The following is an 18,083-nucleotide window of genomic DNA, read 5'->3' as shown; positions in this document are numbered from 1 at the left end:
GTCACAAGCTGCTACGAGAGGATGCCACTGGCACCACTATGACTTTAACAGAACTTCGCTACATCGTAACCCTTGCCCAGGAGCGCCACTTTGGCCGTGCCGCCGAGCGCTGCCATGTTTCCCAACCCACCTTGTCGGTGGCTGTCAAAAAGCTCGAGGATGAACTGGAAACGCCGTTGTTCGAGCGTTCCAAGGCGACGGTCCAGGTAACGCCGTTAGGTGAAAAGATCATTGCCCAGGCACAGCGTGTGCTTGAGCAGAGTAGCCTTATCTTTGATATGGCCAGTGCGGGTAAAGACCAGCTTGCCAATCCACTGCGGATCGGGGCCATTTACACCATCGGCCCCTATCTGTTCCCGCACCTGGTACCTGAGCTTGCCAAGGCTGCGCCGCAAATGCCCCTGTATATTGAAGAAGGGTTGACTGGCGGGCTACGCACCAAGCTGCGCAGCGGTGAGCTGGATGTCATCATCGTGGCGTTGCCGTTCACCGAGACCGACGTGGTGACCAAGCCGATTTACGATGAAACCTTTGAAGTCCTGCTGCCTGCCAAGCATCGCTGGGAAGCGCGGAAGGCGATCCATAAAGAAGAGCTATTGGAAGAGCGCCTATTGCTGCTGGGCGAGGGCCACTGCTTCCGCGACCAGTTGTTGGAAGCCTGTCCCGCGATCACGCAAAAGCTCAATAACCCCGATAACACGCTTATCGCCGAAGGTGGCTCGCTGGAGACAATCCGGCATATGGTGGCTTCCAAGCTGGGCATCACCGTACTGCCTCAGTCGGCGCTGGGTACCGACCAGTATGAAAACGCCATGCTGGTCAGTCGCCCCTTTGTCAGCCCCGCGCCTTCGCGAACGGTCGCGATTGCCTGGCGGGCCAGCTTTCCGCGCCCCAAAGCCATTGATGCGTTGATCAACGCCATCAATCATTGTCGTCAGCCAACCCAGGCGTCGACGGTTGCCTCATGACGGCGCTTTCGGCACCGGTCACCGCCCTTAAAGGCGTTGGTGAAGCACTGGCGCTGAAGCTCGGCCGCCTGGGGATCGAGCAGGTCAGCGACTTGCTGTTTCATTTGCCATTGCGCTATCAGGACCGCACCCGGCTGACACCTATCGGCGAGCTACGCGCGGGCAGCGAGGCGGTCATCGAGGGCGAGGTCACCGCCTGCGATGTGGTCAAAGGGCGCCGACGCAGCCTGCTGGTGAGGCTGCGCGATAATAGCGGCATTTTAAGCCTGCGTTTTTTTCATTTCTCCCCCGCCCAGCAGCAACAACTTAGGCCCGGGGCCACCGTACGAGCTTTTGGCGAAGCGCGCGCTGGGGCGACGGGGCTGGAAATCTATCACCCCGAATATAGGCTGAGCGGTGGCAGCGAAACGCCGGTCGACGAGTACTTTACGCCGATTTATCCCACCACCGAAGGGTTGCATCAAACGCGCCTGCGCGCGTTGACCCAGCAGGCGCTGGGACTGCTGGAAAATCAGCCCGAGGCGCTGCCCGACGTTATTCCCGACGCCCTGCGCCAGCGCTTTCAGCTACCCGGACTGCACGCCAGCCTGAAGCTTCTCCACCAGCCGCCGCCGGATGCCGACCTGGAGCAACTCACCCACGGCCAGCACCCGGCGACGCGGCGTCTGGCGTTGGAAGAGCTGTTGGCTCACCAGCTAAGCCTGCGTGAGGTACGTTTGCGCATTCAGTCAGATGGCGCCCCTGAGTTACCTTCCGGGCGAAGCCTTCAGGCGCGTTTTCTTGCCCAACTGCCTTTCGCTCTGACGGGTGCCCAGGGGCGGGTGCTGGAAGAAATTGCTCTGGACCTTGCCCGTCCTGCCCCCATGTTGCGATTGGTACAAGGCGATGTGGGCTCGGGCAAGACCGTGGTCGCCGCCATGGCGGCGTTGTCGGCGTTGGCAGGGAACTGCCAGGCGGCGATCATGGCACCCACCGAAATCCTCGCCGAGCAGCACTACCGCTCGTTTAAAGCCTGGTTTGAGCCACTGGGCATCGAAGTGGCCTGGCTGGCGGGCAAGCTCAAAGGCAAAGCGCGGCTGGATACCAAGGCGGCGATTGCCGATGGCCGTGCGCGCATGGTGGTGGGCACCCATGCGCTGTTTCAGGACGATGTGCATTTCCAATGCCTGGGGCTGGCGATTATCGACGAGCAGCACCGTTTTGGCGTGCACCAGCGCCTGGCGCTGCGTGAAAAAGGCGAAGCGGGGGGGCTGACGCCGCATCAGTTGATCATGACCGCCACGCCCATTCCCCGCACGCTGGCCATGAGTGCCTACGCGGACCTGGATGTCTCGGTGATCGACGAACTGCCTCCCGGCCGCACGCCGGTAAAGACCGTGGTGGTCTCCGACGAGCGCCGCCCGGAAGTGGTCGAGCGTATCCGGCGCGCCTGCAGCGAAGGCCGCCAGGCCTACTGGGTGTGCACACTGATCGAAGAGTCCGAAGCGCTGCAGTGCCAGGCGGCGGAAGTCACCCGCGACGAGCTTACCGAGGCGCTGCCGGAGCTTGCCATTGGCCTGGTGCACGGGCGCATGAAGTCCAGCGAAAAAGCCGAGGTGATGGCGGCGTTTAAAGAAGGCGAGCTGGACCTTCTGGTCGCCACGACCGTGATCGAGGTGGGCGTGGACGTCCCCAACGCCAGCCTGATGATTATCGAAAACCCCGAACGCCTGGGGCTTTCCCAGTTGCACCAGCTGCGCGGCCGCGTGGGGCGCGGCAGTACCGAGAGTTTCTGCGTGCTGCTTTACCACCCGCCGCTGTCCAAAACCTCCCGTCAGCGTTTGGCGGTGATGCGCGAAACCACCGATGGTTTCCGCATCGCCGAGAAAGACCTGGAAATTCGTGGCCCCGGCGAAGTCCTCGGCACCCGCCAGACCGGCCTGGCGCAGATGAAAATTGCCGATCTGGAACGCGATGCTGACCTGCTGGACCAGGTCACGGCGCTGGCCCAGGCGCTGCAAGGCAACAAGGACATCACCACCGTGCTGGTGCGCCGCTGGCTGGGCGAAGCCGCCGGGCGCTATGGGCAGGTTTAACTCAAGCCAGGGTCGTCAGTTCCGTTAGTGCTGATAAGACGACTCGCCGCGTCGCTCAGCGGTGCCAACTGGTTCGCAATCAGGCGCAGTTGGCTCTGGATCGGCCGGTAACGTGTGACGGCGTTTTCCTCTTTGGGCGGGCCTTGCTCATCGAGCTGCGCGATCAGCGCCTCGGCCTGGGCCGACAGCGGGGTTATTGGCTGGCGGTTTTGTAGCTGCTCGGCGAGTTGGTCGAGCAGTTCGCACATGCGCTTGGCGGCGGGCACGGACGCACTGTCGTCCTCGTCGTCGGCTAGCTGGTGGCGATGGGCGCCGAGGGCCGAAAGGTGGCTCAGCAGGGTGTTGGAAAGCACCAGAAAGCGCAGCCCGTTGTCGGCATCCTGCTTACGGTAATGCCCCGGCTCGTGAAGCATATTGGTCAGCAGCGTGGACAACGCCGCATCGGCATTATGCGCATTGCGTCGTGCCAGGCGATACGCTAAATCGTCCTGCTTGCCTTCTTCGTACTGGTGAATGATTTCTTCCAGGTAGCGGCGATGGTTGGTCAGCGCATGTGCAGCCTCACGGTTAAGCCGGCGCCCTTGCCAATCGGGCAGAATAAAGAACACCGCCAGGCCGGCTATCAGGGCGCCAATCAGCGTATCGAACAGGCGCGGCCAGATAAGATCGAAGCCGTCACCTACCTGATTGAAACTACACAGCACCAGCAGGGTGATCGAGGCGGTGGCGATCACGTAGTGCTTTTCACGATTGGCAAAAAACGACACCCCCGCCGCCACCGCGATCATGCTTTGCACCAGCGGGTGGGGAAACAGGCTGATGGATGCCCAGCCGACGACTAACCCCAACACCGTGCCGATGATCCGCTGAGAAAGAAACCGTCGTGTGGTGGCAAAGTTGGGTCGGCAGACAAACAGCGTGGTCAAGAGGATCCAGAAGCCCTGCTCCGGATCAAGCCAGTGCAGTAGCCCATAGCCTGCCACGAGCGCGGTACTCAGCCTGACGGCGTGGCGAAAGGTGGGCGAGCCCAGGGTAAAGTTGAGCCGCACTCGTCTCCAGGCTTCCAGCAGGCTAGAGGGTGAGCGGTCGTAAAGCGCACTGTCACGGCGTTCGCTGCCGGTATCCGGATTGTGGGCGCTGGCAATCTGCGCTTCCAGGGTGGTCAGGTTATCCGCCAGGGCGTTGAGCGGGCGCATAAGCGGTTGCCACTCGGGTTTCCCTTGGTCGCCCAGGTTATCGATCGAGGCGCGCAAGTCGGCCAGTGCCTGTTCGCTCTGTTCGTGGCCGAACGGGCGGTTGAGCAGCAGCGACTTGGCTAACTGACGGCAGGCACGACCCTGTTGATCGAGCAGCCGCTGGCAGCGAAATAGCACGTCATGGTGAAAGAACGCATCGGTCAGGGCGCTATACGGGTAGTGGGTTGAGCTTGCCCGTTCGTGGATATCCTGGGCGATAAAGTAGATGCGTAGATACCGGTTGAGCTTCTGGTCACCCCGCTGGCCTTCCAGGCGGCGAAAGATCATCTCCTTGGCCTGATTAAGCGCGGTAACGACCTTACCGTTCTGGCGTGCCAGCGCCACGCGGCGGGCTTCGACATCCACACCCCGGACCGGCTCGAACAAGGCCGACTTCAAGATCAGAAATTCGCCCAGTGCCTTGTATACCCTCGCCATGCTCTGCTTGACCGGCTGGCGCGAAAAAAGCGCGCACCAGATGACCGAAATGACGCCGTACCAGGCAGCACCCGCCAGGAGCAGAAGCTGGCGGTAGGCGACGTCTTCATCCACCCCGCCATGCTGTTCAATGTTGATCATCGAATAGATCGACAGAATCAGCGTACCCGAGGCGATGGTGGCGTAGCGTTGGCCAATGGCCCCGAGCATGATCAGAGTAAACGTCGAAATCGCCAGCCCCAGGGCAAACAGCCACGGCCACGGGAACAGCCACTGCACGATGAACGACGCCGAGGCAAAGCAGGCAAGTGTGACCAGCAGGGCCTGGAAGCGGCCCTCCCAGCTGTCGTCGGTTTCCGACAGTGCGCAGGCGATAATGCCCAGAAACAGCGGGATGACCAAGGCGACATCGCCCAGCAGCGCGCTGAGCAGTAGCGCACCGCTGAAGGCGATAAACACGCGCACGCTGTAGGCGAACTTATCCAGCGTCCAGAGGCGGCGCAGCGGTAATGCAATGGGCATAGGGTCTCTTGGTGGTCGCTTTTATTAGACTTTAGTCGAGACCATAGTATAGAGGGTTTGGGTAGCGCCTGTCTGCAACGCTGATCTATCAGTGACCGGCGAGGGGGTAACCTAGCAGCGGGGTGGGCGAGTCACCGGCGGTATCCGGACAGGGTGACGTGACTGGCCCCTCGAGCGCTAGCAGTGCTGTCGGGGCCGCAAACTACAAATGCTTGAGCAGTTTCTGTAGCTTGTTCATATCGGCAGAGTCGCCTACCAGGCGGACCTCGCCGTTGATCATGCCGTCGAGGAAGGCTTGCTGCGTGGGCTTCTTGAGGATGCGTAAAGCGGCCTCGTCGTCGCGAAAGCGCAGTTCAAGGTCCAGGTCGACCGGCAACCCTTTACCACTGGTAACGCTGGTTGGCGTCATCCGGTAGTAACGGGCAGTACTCAAATCTTCTGTGGCAATGCCCCAGTCCAGGCCGCGCATGCGTTCCAGCTGTTCGCGAAAGCGCGGCTTGCGGCGCAGGGCACGTTTGAGCAAGAAGCCCAATAGCCACAGCGTCAGTTTGAGCTTCATCAGGAAACAGCGTCCTTGAGCGCTTTACCCGGCTTGAAGGCGACATTTTTGCTGGCCGGAATCTGCAGCGGCGCACCGGTCTGTGGGTTTTTGCCGGTACGCGCAGCGCGTTCGCGGACGGTAAAGGTGCCAAAACCGATCAGGGCAACGTCTTCGCCTTTGGACACGCTGTTGGTAATTTCATCAAGGATGACGTTGAGGACTTGGCCCGCTTTATCTTTGGACAGATCAGCATTTTCCGCAATGGCGGCTGCAAGTTCAGGTTTACGCATAAGGAAACTCCCTTTGTTTAATGATCGTGCAAGATACACTGTCGTGTTGTTGGTAAGGACACTGTAGGCGCGGCCGTCGTTTCAGCCAAGCCGCGAGCGCCGCGGAATTCAGCCTAGCAGCGTAGGGGCTGCTCTGGAAAGCTCCACTTTCCTTCTCACGCAGTTGCCTGTCAATGCAAAACCAATCAAACGTCTGTCTTTATCTTCAGCGATTGCCGTCATATCACCGCCTTCGCCTTCGATCCGCCAACGTTCAGGGGCCTCGACCGGTGGGTAGGCAACCACCGGTAGCAGGGGCGTTTTGACGATCACCGGCCAGGCCCCGAAGCTGACCTGTGTGGGTGTGCCGACCAGGGTGGCGGCGAGCGCCTGGGCGCTGGCTTGCAGGGGCTGAACGTACATGGCGTTGATGCCGTCGACGCAGGCAACGTCGCCCAGCGCATCGATATCCGGGTGAGAGGTGCGCAGTTGCCGGTTCACCAGAATACCGCTGGCGGAAACCGTGAGCCCTGCTGTCTCAGCCAGAGCGGTACGCGGGGTCAACCCCGTCGCCATCAAGATGACATCGACGTTGAACGTGTCGTCGTTATCCAGCGTCAGCGTCACGCCGGGGTCATCATTAAGGGCCATGGTCTTGATGGTTCTGCCCAGGGCAAGGTGGATGCCTGCGTCAACAAACGCCTTGCCGAGTGCTCGGCCCAGGGGGCCAGGCAGCAAGCGGGAAAGCGGTGTGGCATCGGGGGCAATAACGGTGACGTCATGACCGCCCGCGTGCAGATCATTGGCAAACTCGCAGCCGACGAGGCCTGCGCCGATCACCGCCACGCGAGCAGGCGCTGTCCCCAGCGCATGATGAAAACGGCGATAGTCGTCAAGATCGTTGACGGTAAAGCAATGCGCTTTGACGGAATCGGGTATCGCCATGGGCACCCTTGGCTCGGCGCCGGTGGCTAACACCAGGCGGTCGTAGCCAAGCGCTTGGTCATCTTCCAGCCGCAGCGAGCGGTTAGCCACGTCAATCTGGCGGACAGGGGTGTGGGTGATCACTCGAGCGTCAAGTGATTCGGCAAGCGCCGCGGCGTTGCGCTGTGCGAGCTTTTCGGGCGGGAGGCGTTTGGCGAAGCCGGTAGACAGCAGTGGTTTGGTATAATCGTCGCCGCTATCGGCGCTGATCAAGTGCAGGGTGCGCGTATCGCCTTTGCGGCGCAGCGCACGGGCAAGACCAACGCCCGCCATGCCAGTGCCAACGATAACGAGCTCAGCGTGTGATGAGGGCATCCGGGTATCCAGTGGTCAGTGGGACAAAAGCCTGTAAAGCCCACATGTTACACTAGGTGATCGTTTAATTGCCTGGAGGCTCTGGTGTCGCGTCACTGTGTTGAAACTGCCCCTGACTTGCCATGTTGGCGTCCCATTAGAGCGCTGCGTCCGGCGATGAGCGCGCCGTGGTGGCAATGGGTTGCCTCCACGGACTCACTCACGGCGCGTATTGTGTCCGCAGGGGGCGAGCGGCCTTTCCGCGTGCGTCTGTTACGCCAGGGGGTTGGCTTTCCACACCCGCATGAGGCCCTGGCGCTGGGTATGGCCGCCCGGCGCTATGCGTGGCGCCGGGAGGTCGCCCTGTGTGTGGATGAAACACCATGGGTAGTGGCGCGTTCGGTGGCTCCCCTCAAGGCGCTCAGAGGCCAGTGTCTGGAAAACCTGGGTGAGCGTTCATTGGGCAGCTGGCTGTTTCGCCAGCCGGACCTGGTGCGTGGCCCGCTGTACGCCACGCGTCATGCGCCTGGTTTTACCTTCCCTGGCGATGCCAGCAGCCTGTGGGGGCGCCGCTCGGTATTTCAGCACGGCTGTCAGCACGGCGGGTTATCGCTGCTGGTACAGGAATACTTTTTATCGACCATGGCGGATGATCTTGCGCTGCCTTCGCGCTAGGCTAACGCTGCGTCTCTTGGATGGGTGAGGTAAGCATGGATCGTTCTTTATTACGGCCAACCGGGTTGAGTCGGCTGGCGGATTTTATACAGCTGATGCGTCTGGATCGGCCGATCGGTACCTGGCTGCTGATGTGGCCAACGCTGTGGGCCTTATGGGTCGCCGGCGAAGGGGTACCCGGGCGCAACGTACTGCTCATCTTTATCGCCGGGGTATACGTCATGCGCGCAGCGGGCTGCGTGGTCAATGATTATGCCGATCGTCACGTCGATGGCCACGTCAAACGTACCCGACAGCGCCCGCTGGCTACCGGGCGGATCAGTGAAACCGAGGCCCAACTGCTGTTTATCGGGCTGGTGACGGCGGCCTTCATGCTGGTGCTGTTGACCAATTGGTTTACCGTGTTGCTGTCGGTGGGCGGCGTGGTATTGGCGTTTATCTACCCGTTCATGAAGCGCTACACGCATTTTCCCCAGGTAGTGCTAGGGGCGGCGTTTTCCTGGGCGATTCCGATGGCGTTCGGTGCGGTCCTTGGCCATGTGCCGGTAGAGGCATGGCTGCTGTTCTTTGCCAATGTGCTGTGGACGGTTGGCTATGATACCCAGTACGCCATGGTTGATCGTGACGACGATATCAAGATTGGCATTAAATCGACGGCCGTGTTGCTGGGTAATGCCGACCGGCTGGTGATCGGGCTGCTTCAGCTGGCCACGCTGGCATTGCTGGCCTGGGTGGGCGCGCGCCTCGGGCTGGGCGGTTTTTTCTGGCTCGGCCTGGCGGGGATGGCGGCGACGTTTATTCACCAGCAGCGCTTGATCCGTCACCGTGAGCGGGATGCCTGTTTTCAGGCGTTTCTGAATAATCACTGGTCGGGCCTGCTGGTGTTTGCCGGTATTGCGCTGAGTTGGTGGCCAACGGCTGGCGAATCTCTGTCAATGTCATAGAATTGTCATCAAGTCATGGTGTGATCGTCATGTACCTGTCACTGGATTACTTTCTATCGGACACCGTGAGGCTCTGGAATGACCGCCAAGACCGTCTTGATCGTCGATGATGAAGCATCCATTCGCGAGATGATCGCGGTGGCGCTGGAAATGGCCGACTACCGTGTTCTTGAAGCGGACAACGCTCAGGATGCCCACGCCATGGTCGTTGATCATCAGCCTGACCTGCTATTGCTCGACTGGATGATGCCCGGTACCAGCGGCATCGAGTTGGCTCGGCGCCTCAAGCGCGAGGAAACCACCGCCGAACTGCCGATCATCATGCTCACCGCCAAGGGTGAAGAAGACAATAAGATACAGGGGCTTGAAGCGGGGGCCGACGATTATATCACCAAGCCGTTTTCGCCCCGTGAACTCGTGGCACGCCTCAAGGCCGTGCTGCGTCGTGCGACCCCACGTGGCGTGGAAGATCCCATCGAAATTAATGGGTTGCTGCTTGATCCGGTGGGCCACCGGGTAAGTGCCTACGGTAAAGCGCTGGATATGGGGCCGACCGAATACCGGCTGTTGCAATTCTTCATGACCCATCAGGAAAGGGCCTACACACGTAGCCAGTTACTCGACCAGGTGTGGGGCGGTAATGTGTACGTGGAAGAGCGCACTGTGGATGTTCATATTCGTCGGCTACGCAAAGCCCTGGGCGACGGACATCAGAACTTGATCCAAACGGTACGCGGTACGGGCTACCGCTTCTCCGCTCGAGCTTAACCGTGCGTTTGTGGAGCCGTGAGCTTTGGCGTTTGCTAGGTTGGGCGGCACTCGGCATCTGCCTGGGATGGCTACTTGGCCTGCCGGGCCTGGGGTTGGCCGGTGGCTTCGCGATGTGTCTGGTCTACCACTTGCGGCAATTGCGCGCCGCTTACCGCTGGCTGACGCAACGCCCGCAGGATGAACCGCCGGCCGCAGGAGGACTGTGGGGCGAATTGTTTGATCGTTTGTACCGATATCAGAAAAGCCAACGGATTACCCAGGGCCGTCTCCGCTCGACGCTTGCCCGCATTCAAGAATCCTCGGAAGCCATGCGCGATAGCGTGGTGATGCTCGACCGTCACGGCGACCTGGAGTGGTGGAACAGCGCTGCCAGCAATATGCTGGGGCTACAAACCGCTCACGACCGTGGACAACATATTACCAATCTGCTTCGCGACCCGCGGTTCATCAGCTATTTCAACGCCCGCGACTACAGTGAGCCGCTGACGCTCACGTCGCCGATCGATGAGCGTCGCATTTTGCAGTACCAGATTACCCTTTATGGTGACGACGAGCGCCTGGTCATGGCGCGCGATATTACGCGCTTGCATCAGCTAGAGCAGATGCGCCGCGACTTCGTTGCCAACGTCTCCCATGAGCTGCGCACACCGTTAACCGTGTTATCGGGCTATCTCGAAACCTATGGCGAAATGGCGGACCAGCTTCCACCCCGATTGGGGCGCAGCATTGGGCAGATGCAGGCTCAGACACAGCGCATGCAAAATCTGGTCAACGACCTGTTGCTGCTGTCGCGATTGGAAATTGATCAGGGCGGACAGGATCATCAGCCAATGGACGTGACGTCCCTGCTAAACAGTGTCGGGGCCGATGCGCTGGCGCTTTCCGAGCATCAGCACACGCTCACCATTGAAGGCGACTACCCCGCGCAGTTGGTGGGCAGCGAGCAGGAAATCCGCAGTGCCATTTCTAATCTGGCTTTCAATGCGGTGCGCTATACGTCTGCTGGCAGCGAGATTACGCTGTGCTGGAAAGCGTTTGGCCAAGGTGCCTGTATCGAAGTGTGTGACGATGGTGAAGGGATAGACCCTGTGCACATTCCCCGCCTCACCGAACGGTTTTATCGCGTCGATAAAGGCCGCAGTACCGCTACCGGGGGCACCGGGCTGGGCCTTGCGATTGTTAAGCATGTGCTGTTGCGCCACGATGCTCAGTTGCAAATCGACTCGCATCCGGGTGAAGGTGCCCGTTTCCGCTGTGTTTTCCCGGCGGCCCGCCTTAGCACGCCTTCCACGCCCCCGCGTAGTGTCTCCTCGGTTACATAGCTGGCTGTGTCGCTGAGTAACGGCGTCACATGTGCCATTGCGACACATATCCAGCGTATCCAAATGACACCTCCTGGCGATCAATTGGCATAGTGAATGTAATTTAACTCATTGTTATTAATGGCTAATAAGTGAAATAGCGAAAAGCTGGCATAGAGGATGCTCTTCTATAGGCAAGACAGTATCTGTCACTGTAAGATGCAGAAAACTGTTGATACTTTTCTTTACGAAACAAAGAAAAGTAACTACGCTTAGACAGTAGCCCAATGCCGAGCAAGGATGTTCTGCATTAGCAGGGATGATTCAAGATTCATTGGATGAGTCTAGAAGGCGGTCACACTGCCAGTCAGGGTAACGTCCACGGTTGGAGTCCCGCAAAAGGATTGGAAGCTGGTAAGCACCACCGCCTAAAATGATCACTGTCGAAGACCCCGCCTTGGCGGGGTCTTGTTTTTGTCAGCCTTTTAACAACGTCAGCTTTCCCTTCTTTCAGCCTCTGTATACTGGCCTTGCGCATACGTCAAGAACGCTTGGTCACCGACCGGGCATGGCGATAATGGTAATCCCACATCAGCACCGCCCCGGCCACGGCACCGGGAATCAAAAACAGGTTGGCCAGGGGGATCCACGTCAATAGCGTGACCAGACCGCCGTAGCTTAAGCTTTGCCACCAGCGAGCCGATAGGCGACCGCGCATATCGCGAAACGCTACCTTGTTGTTATCCATCGGGTAATCCAGATAGGTGATGGCCATCACCCAGGCGGAAAACAGCGCCCATAGCAGGGGTGCCAACAGGTTAAGACCTGGAATCCAGCCAATCACGAACAGCAGTACGGCACGGGGCAGGATATAACCCAGCTTGACCATTTCGCGGCCCAGCGCATCAATGGTCGTTTTGACCAGCCCCCGATCATCCAGAGGCTCATGCCCGGTGACCTGAACTTCAACTTTAGCGGCCAAGAAGCCGTAAAACGGTGCCGCAATCAAGCTGGTCACCAGCGTGAAGGTAAAAAACACCACGACCAACAGGCTAAGCACGAAAAGGGGCCAGATAAGCCACGACAGCCAGTCCAGCCAACTGGGCACCATACTCATCCAATGCGCCAACCAGCCCTCAAAGCGGTTTATCACAAAGCTGAACATGCTGACGTAGACCAGCAGATTGACCAGGATGGGTAAAAAGACATAACGCCTTAGCCCAGGCTTATAGACACAACGTGTGCCTCGGCTGATGGCAGTGAATGCATCCAGCATGAAAACGTGTGACTCCTCGATAATGACAACGCCCTGGCTGCCGTGCAGCCAGGGCGTATTGCATGAGGAATCAGGGGGCAGGTCAAGACTTTTTCGGTGCTGCCTGCTGGTCCAGTGTCTCAGGGTCGGTATGGCGGATATCCAGCCCCTTGACGAGGTAGACGACGTGCTCGGCCAGGTTGTTGGCGTGGTCACCTACCCGCTCCAGTGCGCGCAGCACCCACATGATGCTGAGTACCGAGGTGATCGAGCGCGAATCTTCCATCATGAAGGTCATCAAGGAACGCATGGCGCTGCCGTATTCACTATCGACAAACTCATCCTCACGCACGACCTGCATGGCCAGTTCGGTGTCGAAGCGGGCAAAGGCAGTCAGCGAATCGCGCAACATTTTACGCACGTGCTCGCTGATATGGCGCACTTCCACCAGCCCGCGAAGGGGATTGCTGCTCTCGCTCAGGCTGAGCGCATTGCGGGCGATCTTGCTGGCTTCATCGCCGATCCGTTCCAGGTCAGAGGTAGCACGGATGACGGCGAGCACCAGGCGCAAATCCGAAGCGGCCGGCTGACGACGCGCGAGAATACGCGTGCACTCGTCATCAATCTGCAGTTGCAGGTCATTGACCTGACGGTCGTTGTCGCGGACTTTCTCGGCCAGCCGCGAGTCACTTTCCAGGAGCGCGAAGACGGCGTCCTGGACCTGTTTTTCCACCATGCCGCCCATGGCCATCAGGTGGGTCTTGAGTTCTTCCAACTCATGATTGAATTGGCGCGAGATATGCTGGCTGTGAGTATCGCTGGTAATGTCCATGGAGCCCTCCTAACGGGGTTGCGTCAACCTAAGCCATACGGCCGGTTATATAGTTTTCGGTTCGTTGTAGACGAGGATTAGTGAAAACGTGGTCGGTGGGTCCGTACTCTACAAGCTCACCCTGTTGCAGGAAGGCAGTGTAATCAGACACACGGGCCGCCTGCTGCATATTGTGAGTCACCAACACTAACGTTAGCTGAGATTTCAGATTTCGAATCAACTCTTCTATCTTGAGGGTCGAAATCGGGTCAAGCGCCGATGCGGGCTCGTCAAGCAGCAGCACGTCGGGCTGCACCGCCAGCGTCCGCGCGATGACCAGGCGCTGCTGTTGCCCGCCTGACAGCTGCCAGGCAGAGCGATGCAAGCGGTCCTTGACTTCATCCCACAGGGCTGCCGAGGTGAGCGCCCACTCGATGATGTCATCCCGTTGGCGCTTGGCGAGCCGTTTCTGCAAGCGCAGACCAAAGGCGACATTTTCGTAGATCGACATCGGAAAGGGGTTAGGGGTCTGGAACACCATACCCACCCGACGGCGCAGCTCTGTGACGTTCATTTCCGGCGCATGAATATTATGTCCTTCAAGGCTGATCTCACCGCTGTGGCTGACCGACTCATTAAGGTCATGCAAGCGATTGATTGCTCTCAAAAAAGTCGATTTGCCACACCCGGAAGGGCCGATAAAGGCCGTGACCCGGTGGCGCGGGACCTGCAGCGTTAGCCGTTGCAAAGCCGGTTTCCCTGCGTAGGCCAGGCTGAACTGGTCAATCTCCAGACAGCACTGATCCGCTGGGAAATGCGTCACGGGGGCCTGCGTGGCCTGATCGACGTGTCGGGATGTTAGCATTCGCTTCCTCGCTGACGACGTAGATGATGACGCAATAATATGGCAGTTAGGTTAAGCACCAGCACAATCAGCACTAATAACAGGGCCGTGGCATAGACCAACGGGATCGCTGCCTGGACATCCTCGCCGTGAAAGGCGGTGTCAAACAGATGATAGCCAAGATGCATAAACTTGCGTTCCAGGTGTAAGTAGGGAAATTCACCGTCGAGGGGCATTTGTGGCGCGAGCCTGGCGACACCCACCAGCATCAGAGGCGCAACTTCACCGGCCGCTCGCGCCACGGCCAAAATGACGCCGGTCAACATAGCGGGAGTGGCCATGGGCAGTACGATACGCTTCAACATTTCAAATCGCGTGGCGCCCAGAGCCACCGCCCCTTCACGCTGGGCGTCGGGAATGCGCGCCAGTCCCTCTTCGGTGGCGACAATCACCACCGGCAGCGTCAGCAGGGCGAGGGTCAGCGATGCCCATAACAGGCCACCGGTACCAAAGGTGGGGGACGGCAGCGCGTCGTCAAAGAACCACGTATCCAGCGAACCGCCGATGCCATAAACAAAGACCCCCAGGCCGAAGACACCGTAGACAATGGACGGTACCCCCGCGAGATTGCGGACGCCTATGCGTACCAGGCGGGTGAGGGGTCCCTGATGGGCAATCTCATTGAGATAGATGGCGGCCAGCACGCCAAAAGGCGTGACGATCACCGACATTAGAATCACCATCAGCATGGTACCGAAAATAGCCGGCCACACCCCCCCATCGGTATTGGCGGCACGCGGTCCCTGGCTTAAAAACTGCCAGACGTCCGTTGCCCAGCGCTGCACTTTTTGGCCAACGTGCATGGCATTGGGCGCTTCAATGCTCAGCACGGTGGCAAGCGGCTGGCGCAGGGTTTGCCCCTGGGGCGTACGCAAGGTGAGCTGATAGCGAGCGCGCTCGGGCGCGGACAGCTGGAGCGCCTGCTTTGCTTGCTGCAGGGCAGTATGGCCGCTAAAGCGCTCGCCGTTTACCTCAATGGCTTCCAGATAGCCGATAAAGTCGCCCCAGGTGCGCCGTTTCAGACGCAGCAGTGCCGCGGGCTGGGTCTGTTGTGCAATGGTGTCAATCGCCACCCAGCGCCAGCGGGCGTCGTCGATGTCACGATTGCCCGTAAAGTAGAGGCGTTCGCTACCTGCCCGGTTGGGAAGCGGCATATCGCGGACTGCCTCGCCTGCCACCACATCGCCATTGTGCAGGGTGATTTCATCCAGTGTTGCCGGCCAGAAATGGCCCAGGCCACGTGTCAGCAGTAACGCCAGCAAGGCGCCCAGCATGAGCAAGGAGAGGGCTACACAGCCCGCGCACAGCCACGGCCAGATGCCCTGCTGTACGGCACTTTTCAGCCACTTCACGAAGCCCCCCCCAGTCGCTGGTAGCGACGGCGCAGCCGTTGGCGAACCAGCTCGGCCAGGGTGTTGACTAAAAAGGTGAACAGGAACAGCAACAGGGCTGCGAGCACCAGCATGCGATATGGAGTACTCCCCGCAGTGGCTTCGGGCAGCTCAATGGCGATAGCGGCGGCCATGGTACGCATGCCTTCGAAGGGACTGGCGCTAAGCAGCGCCGTATTGCTGCTGGCCATCAGTACGATCATGGTTTCCCCCACCGCTCGGCCTGCGCCGATCATGATGGCTGAAAACAGCCCCGGCCCAGCTGCGGAAAGCGCGACTTTAACGACCGCTTGCCAGCGGCTGGCGCCGAGCGCCTGAGCGCCTTCCATCAGCGGGCGAGGCACCTCGGTGAGCGCATCTTCGGCCAGCGAATAGACGCTGGGAATCACGGCGAAGCCCATTGCCAGGCCGACAATCAGGGCATTACGGGTGACGTAATCGAGTCCAAACACGGCATAAAGATGCTGGCGAAGGTCGCCATCCCAAAAGGTCTGCTCCACCAGTGGCGTTAACCACAGGGCGAGGATGAACATGACAATGAGCCACGGAATCAGCCACAGAGCTGCCCACGAAAGCGGCAGACGACGCTGCCAGCGGCGGCTTGCCAGGTGCCAGACCAGACCGGCGAGCCCGGCACTAAGCGGCAGCCAGACGATGACCACCAGGGTGCTGGCCAAGTGGCGCTCGACCCAGGGGGCGAGCAGCATACCGGCGATAAAGCCGATGACCACCCCAGGGATGGCTTCCATCATTTCCAGGGTTGGTTTGATGCGGCTGCGTAGTCGGGTCGACATGAAAAACGCTGAATAGGCGGCCGCCCCCAGTGCGAGCGGCAACGCAAACAGTAATGCCATCAGGGCGGCTTTCAGCGTTCCCCACGCCAGCGGCGAGAGCATGGCAAGCGAGGCGTTGTCGCCATCCAGCAACAAGGGGGCTGCTTCCCAGACCAAAAATACCCCAATACCCAATATCGCCAGCAACACACCGATACCACCGGCGGTGATGAGTCCGGTGGCGATGCGGTCCTGCAAGTGGCGAAGCGGCTGATGAAAGAGCCGAGCGCGAGTCATTTGACTATCATGGGCAAGTCAGCGGTAGGGTCAGCGTTTGGGGGTACATGCATGCTCCTTACGTTACGTGACCAATGTGACAATTAAATGACAGATTCCGGCTACCATGCCCGCTGAGCCTCCAGATCGTCCAGGGGCAGGGGAACGAAACCCGACGCCCGGGTAATTTTCTGACCTTCAGTCGACATGATGAGATCCAGAAACGCCCGCTCGGCGGCAGGTAGCGATTCGTCAGGCGGCAGGTTGACGTAGATATACAGGTAGCGGGAAAGCGGATAGTCGCCGCTTTGAATGGCGGTTTCGCTGGGCGGCACGGCGTTACCCTGCGTAGTGGTCAGTGAGAGTGCCTTTACCGATGGCGTCAAGTGGTTATGACCAGAATAGCCCATTGCTCTGTAGGACTCGCCTACGGCCGCGACGACCGCCGATGCGCCCATGTACTCGCTGATATCGGGGCGGAACTCACCGTCGCACAGCGCGCGTTGACGAAACAGGCCGTAGGTGCCCGAGGCCATATTCCGTCCGTGCAAGGCGATGCGACCGCTTGGCGCCGTCGCGTCCTGGGTCAATGTTTCCCAGCGAGCGATCGATTGTTCGCCACCACAGGCCTGGGTGGTCGAAAAAACCGCATCCACGTCCTGACGTGAGATCGCCGACAGTGGGTTGTGACGATGTACAATCACGATAAGCGCATCGCGTGCCACGCGCAGTTCCAGCGGTGGGTAGCCATAACGCTCGATAAAAGCGTTGCGTTCCTCGTGGGTCATGCGCCGGGACATGGGGCCGATGCGGGTAGTGCCCGCCAACAAAGCCGGCGGTGCGCTGGCAGAGCCGCTGGCTTGAAATTGCACGTTGATTTCCGGATATTGAGTGGTAAGCGCTTCGCCCCAGCGCAGCATCAATCCGGCCATGGTGTCCGAGCCAACGGCGCCCAGGGTGCCGCTCACGGAAGGCTGCTGGGGCTGTGCCCAGCCGACAAGCGGCAAACTCAAGAGCAGCCAGGCCAGGCCCAGTGCCGCGCGATATTTCATGCGAAAAGCGAAACCGTTACTATTCAATCGGAAGCTCTCTTGTGATTAACTCGTTATTTATTGCAATGCAGCAAGGCGCGCCTCAGATGGCGACCTGATTTTCACAATAATAAACCGACAAAGCGACCGACACATGACACTGCTGGATACCGATTTGGACGATGTGCCTGCCCCCCAAGGGCAATTGACCCTCAAATTACTGGCTTCGCGCCAGGATACCAATGTTTACGGTGACATTTCCGGCGGATGGCTGGTGAACCAGATGGATCAGGCGGCCGAGCTGGCGGCTGGCCGTGAAGCCGGCGGGCGAACCGCCACCGTGGCCATTGAGGCAATGGATTTTTTAAGCCCGGTGCGGGTCGGGTCGATGGTGAGCGTGTACACCCAGCTTCAAGAGGTGGGGCATAGCTCGATGAAGATCGATGTGGAGGTGTGGGTACGTGCCCTACACGAACAGCATCTGGACGAGCGCCAAAAGGTGACCGAGGCACGCTTTGTGATGGTGGCGCTGGACGACAATGGCCGCATCCGCGCGGTGCATGACTAAACAGGCCCTATAGCGACTCTAGAAACATGACTCTAAACATAAAGGGCGCTTGAGTCA

Annotated in this window: 17 protein-coding genes; 7 read left to right on the top strand and 10 right to left on the bottom strand. The window is 59.6% G+C overall.

Annotation, left to right across the window (positions count from 1 at the left end):
• Positions 1-38 precede the first annotated feature (38 nt).
• Positions 39-968: a hydrogen peroxide-inducible genes activator gene (locus tag IT895_RS18615; protein WP_085920018.1), complete on the top strand. Its 930-nt coding sequence runs from the start codon at positions 39-41 to the stop codon at positions 966-968.
• The gene (gene recG / locus IT895_RS18610) at positions 965-3,043 is read left to right on the top strand and encodes an ATP-dependent DNA helicase RecG (RefSeq protein WP_199284327.1); all 2,079 of its coding nucleotides are present in this window, start codon (positions 965-967) and stop codon (positions 3,041-3,043) included. Before IT895_RS18615 ends, recG begins: the two co-directional genes overlap by 4 nt.
• Here the strand turns inward: recG and yccS are convergent.
• From yccS to IT895_RS18590, 4 genes are all read right to left on the bottom strand, one after another.
• On the bottom strand, positions 3,040-5,238 hold the full coding sequence (gene yccS, locus IT895_RS18605) for a YccS family putative transporter (protein ID WP_085920020.1): 2,199 nt from the start codon (positions 5,236-5,238) through the stop codon (positions 3,040-3,042). The genes recG and yccS overlap by 4 nt on opposite strands.
• Before the next feature lie 202 nt (positions 5,239-5,440).
• A complete protein-coding gene (locus IT895_RS18600; protein WP_085920021.1) occupies positions 5,441-5,797 on the bottom strand; it encodes a hypothetical protein in 357 nt (118 codons plus the stop codon).
• A complete protein-coding gene (locus tag IT895_RS18595; protein ID WP_172822115.1) occupies positions 5,797-6,108 on the bottom strand; it encodes an HU family DNA-binding protein in 312 nt (103 codons plus the stop codon). The genes IT895_RS18600 and IT895_RS18595 overlap by 1 nt, the downstream gene beginning before the upstream one ends.
• A 69-nt stretch (positions 6,109-6,177) precedes the next feature.
• Entirely contained in the window at positions 6,178-7,347 is a 1,170-nt protein-coding gene (locus tag IT895_RS18590; RefSeq protein ID WP_199284326.1) for an NAD(P)/FAD-dependent oxidoreductase, read from the bottom strand.
• Between the two features lie 156 nt (positions 7,348-7,503).
• Between IT895_RS18590 and IT895_RS18585 the strand changes: the two genes are divergently transcribed.
• The 4 genes from IT895_RS18585 to phoR all read left to right on the top strand — a co-directional run bounded on the left by IT895_RS18585 (position 7,504) and on the right by phoR (position 11,038).
• Positions 7,504-8,001: a chorismate--pyruvate lyase family protein gene (locus IT895_RS18585; RefSeq protein WP_199285525.1), complete on the top strand. Its 498-nt coding sequence runs from the start codon at positions 7,504-7,506 to the stop codon at positions 7,999-8,001.
• A 35-nt stretch (positions 8,002-8,036) separates the two neighbouring features.
• Complete coding sequence (ubiA, locus tag IT895_RS18580) at positions 8,037-8,945, top strand: 4-hydroxybenzoate octaprenyltransferase (protein ID WP_199284325.1); 909 nt, start codon at positions 8,037-8,039, stop codon at positions 8,943-8,945.
• A 78-nt stretch (positions 8,946-9,023) separates the two neighbouring features.
• Positions 9,024-9,713, top strand: a complete 690-nt coding sequence (phoB, locus tag IT895_RS18575; RefSeq protein ID WP_085920025.1) for a phosphate regulon transcriptional regulator PhoB — start codon at positions 9,024-9,026, stop codon at positions 9,711-9,713.
• A gap of 2 nt (positions 9,714-9,715) precedes the next feature.
• Positions 9,716-11,038, top strand: a complete 1,323-nt coding sequence (gene phoR, locus IT895_RS18570) for a phosphate regulon sensor histidine kinase PhoR (protein WP_199284324.1) — start codon at positions 9,716-9,718, stop codon at positions 11,036-11,038.
• A 520-nt stretch (positions 11,039-11,558) separates the two neighbouring features.
• On the opposite strand, the gene cysZ is transcribed toward phoR, so the two are convergent.
• The 6 genes from cysZ to IT895_RS18540 all read right to left on the bottom strand — a co-directional run bounded on the left by cysZ (position 11,559) and on the right by IT895_RS18540 (position 17,479).
• A complete protein-coding gene (gene cysZ, locus IT895_RS18565; RefSeq protein WP_199284323.1) occupies positions 11,559-12,293 on the bottom strand; it encodes a sulfate transporter CysZ in 735 nt (244 codons plus the stop codon).
• A gap of 82 nt (positions 12,294-12,375) precedes the next feature.
• Positions 12,376-13,104: a phosphate signaling complex protein PhoU gene (gene phoU / locus IT895_RS18560; protein WP_066316478.1), complete on the bottom strand. Its 729-nt coding sequence runs from the start codon at positions 13,102-13,104 to the stop codon at positions 12,376-12,378.
• A gap of 28 nt (positions 13,105-13,132) precedes the next feature.
• Positions 13,133-13,948, bottom strand: coding sequence for a phosphate ABC transporter ATP-binding protein PstB (gene pstB / locus IT895_RS18555; protein WP_199284322.1), 816 nt, complete (start codon positions 13,946-13,948; stop codon positions 13,133-13,135).
• Complete coding sequence (gene pstA / locus IT895_RS18550; RefSeq protein WP_233337305.1) at positions 13,942-15,339, bottom strand: phosphate ABC transporter permease PstA; 1,398 nt, start codon at positions 15,337-15,339, stop codon at positions 13,942-13,944. The genes pstB and pstA overlap by 7 nt, the downstream gene beginning before the upstream one ends.
• Positions 15,336-16,448, bottom strand: coding sequence for an ABC transporter permease subunit (locus tag IT895_RS18545; protein ID WP_085920030.1), 1,113 nt, complete (start codon positions 16,446-16,448; stop codon positions 15,336-15,338). The genes pstA and IT895_RS18545 overlap by 4 nt, the downstream gene beginning before the upstream one ends.
• Before the next feature lie 101 nt (positions 16,449-16,549).
• Positions 16,550-17,479 carry a PstS family phosphate ABC transporter substrate-binding protein gene (locus IT895_RS18540; RefSeq protein WP_199284321.1) on the bottom strand — a complete coding sequence of 310 codons (930 nt, stop codon included), beginning with the start codon at positions 17,477-17,479 and terminating at the stop codon, positions 16,550-16,552.
• Between the two features lie 133 nt (positions 17,480-17,612).
• On the opposite strand from IT895_RS18540, the gene IT895_RS18535 reads away from it, so the two are divergent.
• Positions 17,613-18,026, top strand: a complete 414-nt coding sequence (locus IT895_RS18535) for an acyl-CoA thioesterase (protein WP_085920031.1) — start codon at positions 17,613-17,615, stop codon at positions 18,024-18,026.
• The last annotated feature ends 57 nt before the right edge of the window (positions 18,027-18,083 follow it).

The sequence above is a fragment of the Halomonas sp. A40-4 genome (genome assembly GCF_015767635.1).
Lineage (GTDB): Bacteria > Pseudomonadota > Gammaproteobacteria > Pseudomonadales > Halomonadaceae > Vreelandella > Vreelandella janggokensis.
Note: the sequence above shows the minus strand (reverse complement) of the source record. Positions and strands in the feature narration are given on the sequence as shown.

What these genes read in the sequence shown, in the direction of transcription:
- IT895_RS18600 (WP_085920021.1), bottom strand. Translation starts at nt 5,797, where the DNA reads ATGAAGCTCAAACTGACGCTGTGGCTATTGGGCTTCTTGCTCAAACGT.
- pstB (WP_199284322.1), bottom strand. Translation starts at nt 13,948, where the DNA reads ATGCTAACATCCCGACACGTCGATCAGGCCACGCAGGCCCCCGTGACG.
- IT895_RS18615 (WP_085920018.1), top strand. Translation starts at nt 39, where the DNA reads ATGACTTTAACAGAACTTCGCTACATCGTAACCCTTGCCCAGGAGCGC.
- IT895_RS18590 (WP_199284326.1), bottom strand. Translation starts at nt 7,347, where the DNA reads ATGCCCTCATCACACGCTGAGCTCGTTATCGTTGGCACTGGCATGGCG.
- recG (WP_199284327.1), top strand. Translation starts at nt 965, where the DNA reads ATGACGGCGCTTTCGGCACCGGTCACCGCCCTTAAAGGCGTTGGTGAA.
- IT895_RS18545 (WP_085920030.1), bottom strand. Translation starts at nt 16,448, where the DNA reads ATGACTCGCGCTCGGCTCTTTCATCAGCCGCTTCGCCACTTGCAGGAC.
- phoB (WP_085920025.1), top strand. Translation starts at nt 9,024, where the DNA reads ATGACCGCCAAGACCGTCTTGATCGTCGATGATGAAGCATCCATTCGC.
- IT895_RS18535 (WP_085920031.1), top strand. Translation starts at nt 17,613, where the DNA reads ATGACACTGCTGGATACCGATTTGGACGATGTGCCTGCCCCCCAAGGG.
- cysZ (WP_199284323.1), bottom strand. Translation starts at nt 12,293, where the DNA reads ATGCTGGATGCATTCACTGCCATCAGCCGAGGCACACGTTGTGTCTAT.
- phoU (WP_066316478.1), bottom strand. Translation starts at nt 13,104, where the DNA reads ATGGACATTACCAGCGATACTCACAGCCAGCATATCTCGCGCCAATTC.
- ubiA (WP_199284325.1), top strand. Translation starts at nt 8,037, where the DNA reads ATGGATCGTTCTTTATTACGGCCAACCGGGTTGAGTCGGCTGGCGGAT.
- IT895_RS18540 (WP_199284321.1), bottom strand. Translation starts at nt 17,479, where the DNA reads ATGAAATATCGCGCGGCACTGGGCCTGGCCTGGCTGCTCTTGAGTTTG.
- yccS (WP_085920020.1), bottom strand. Translation starts at nt 5,238, where the DNA reads ATGCCCATTGCATTACCGCTGCGCCGCCTCTGGACGCTGGATAAGTTC.
- IT895_RS18585 (WP_199285525.1), top strand. Translation starts at nt 7,504, where the DNA reads ATGAGCGCGCCGTGGTGGCAATGGGTTGCCTCCACGGACTCACTCACG.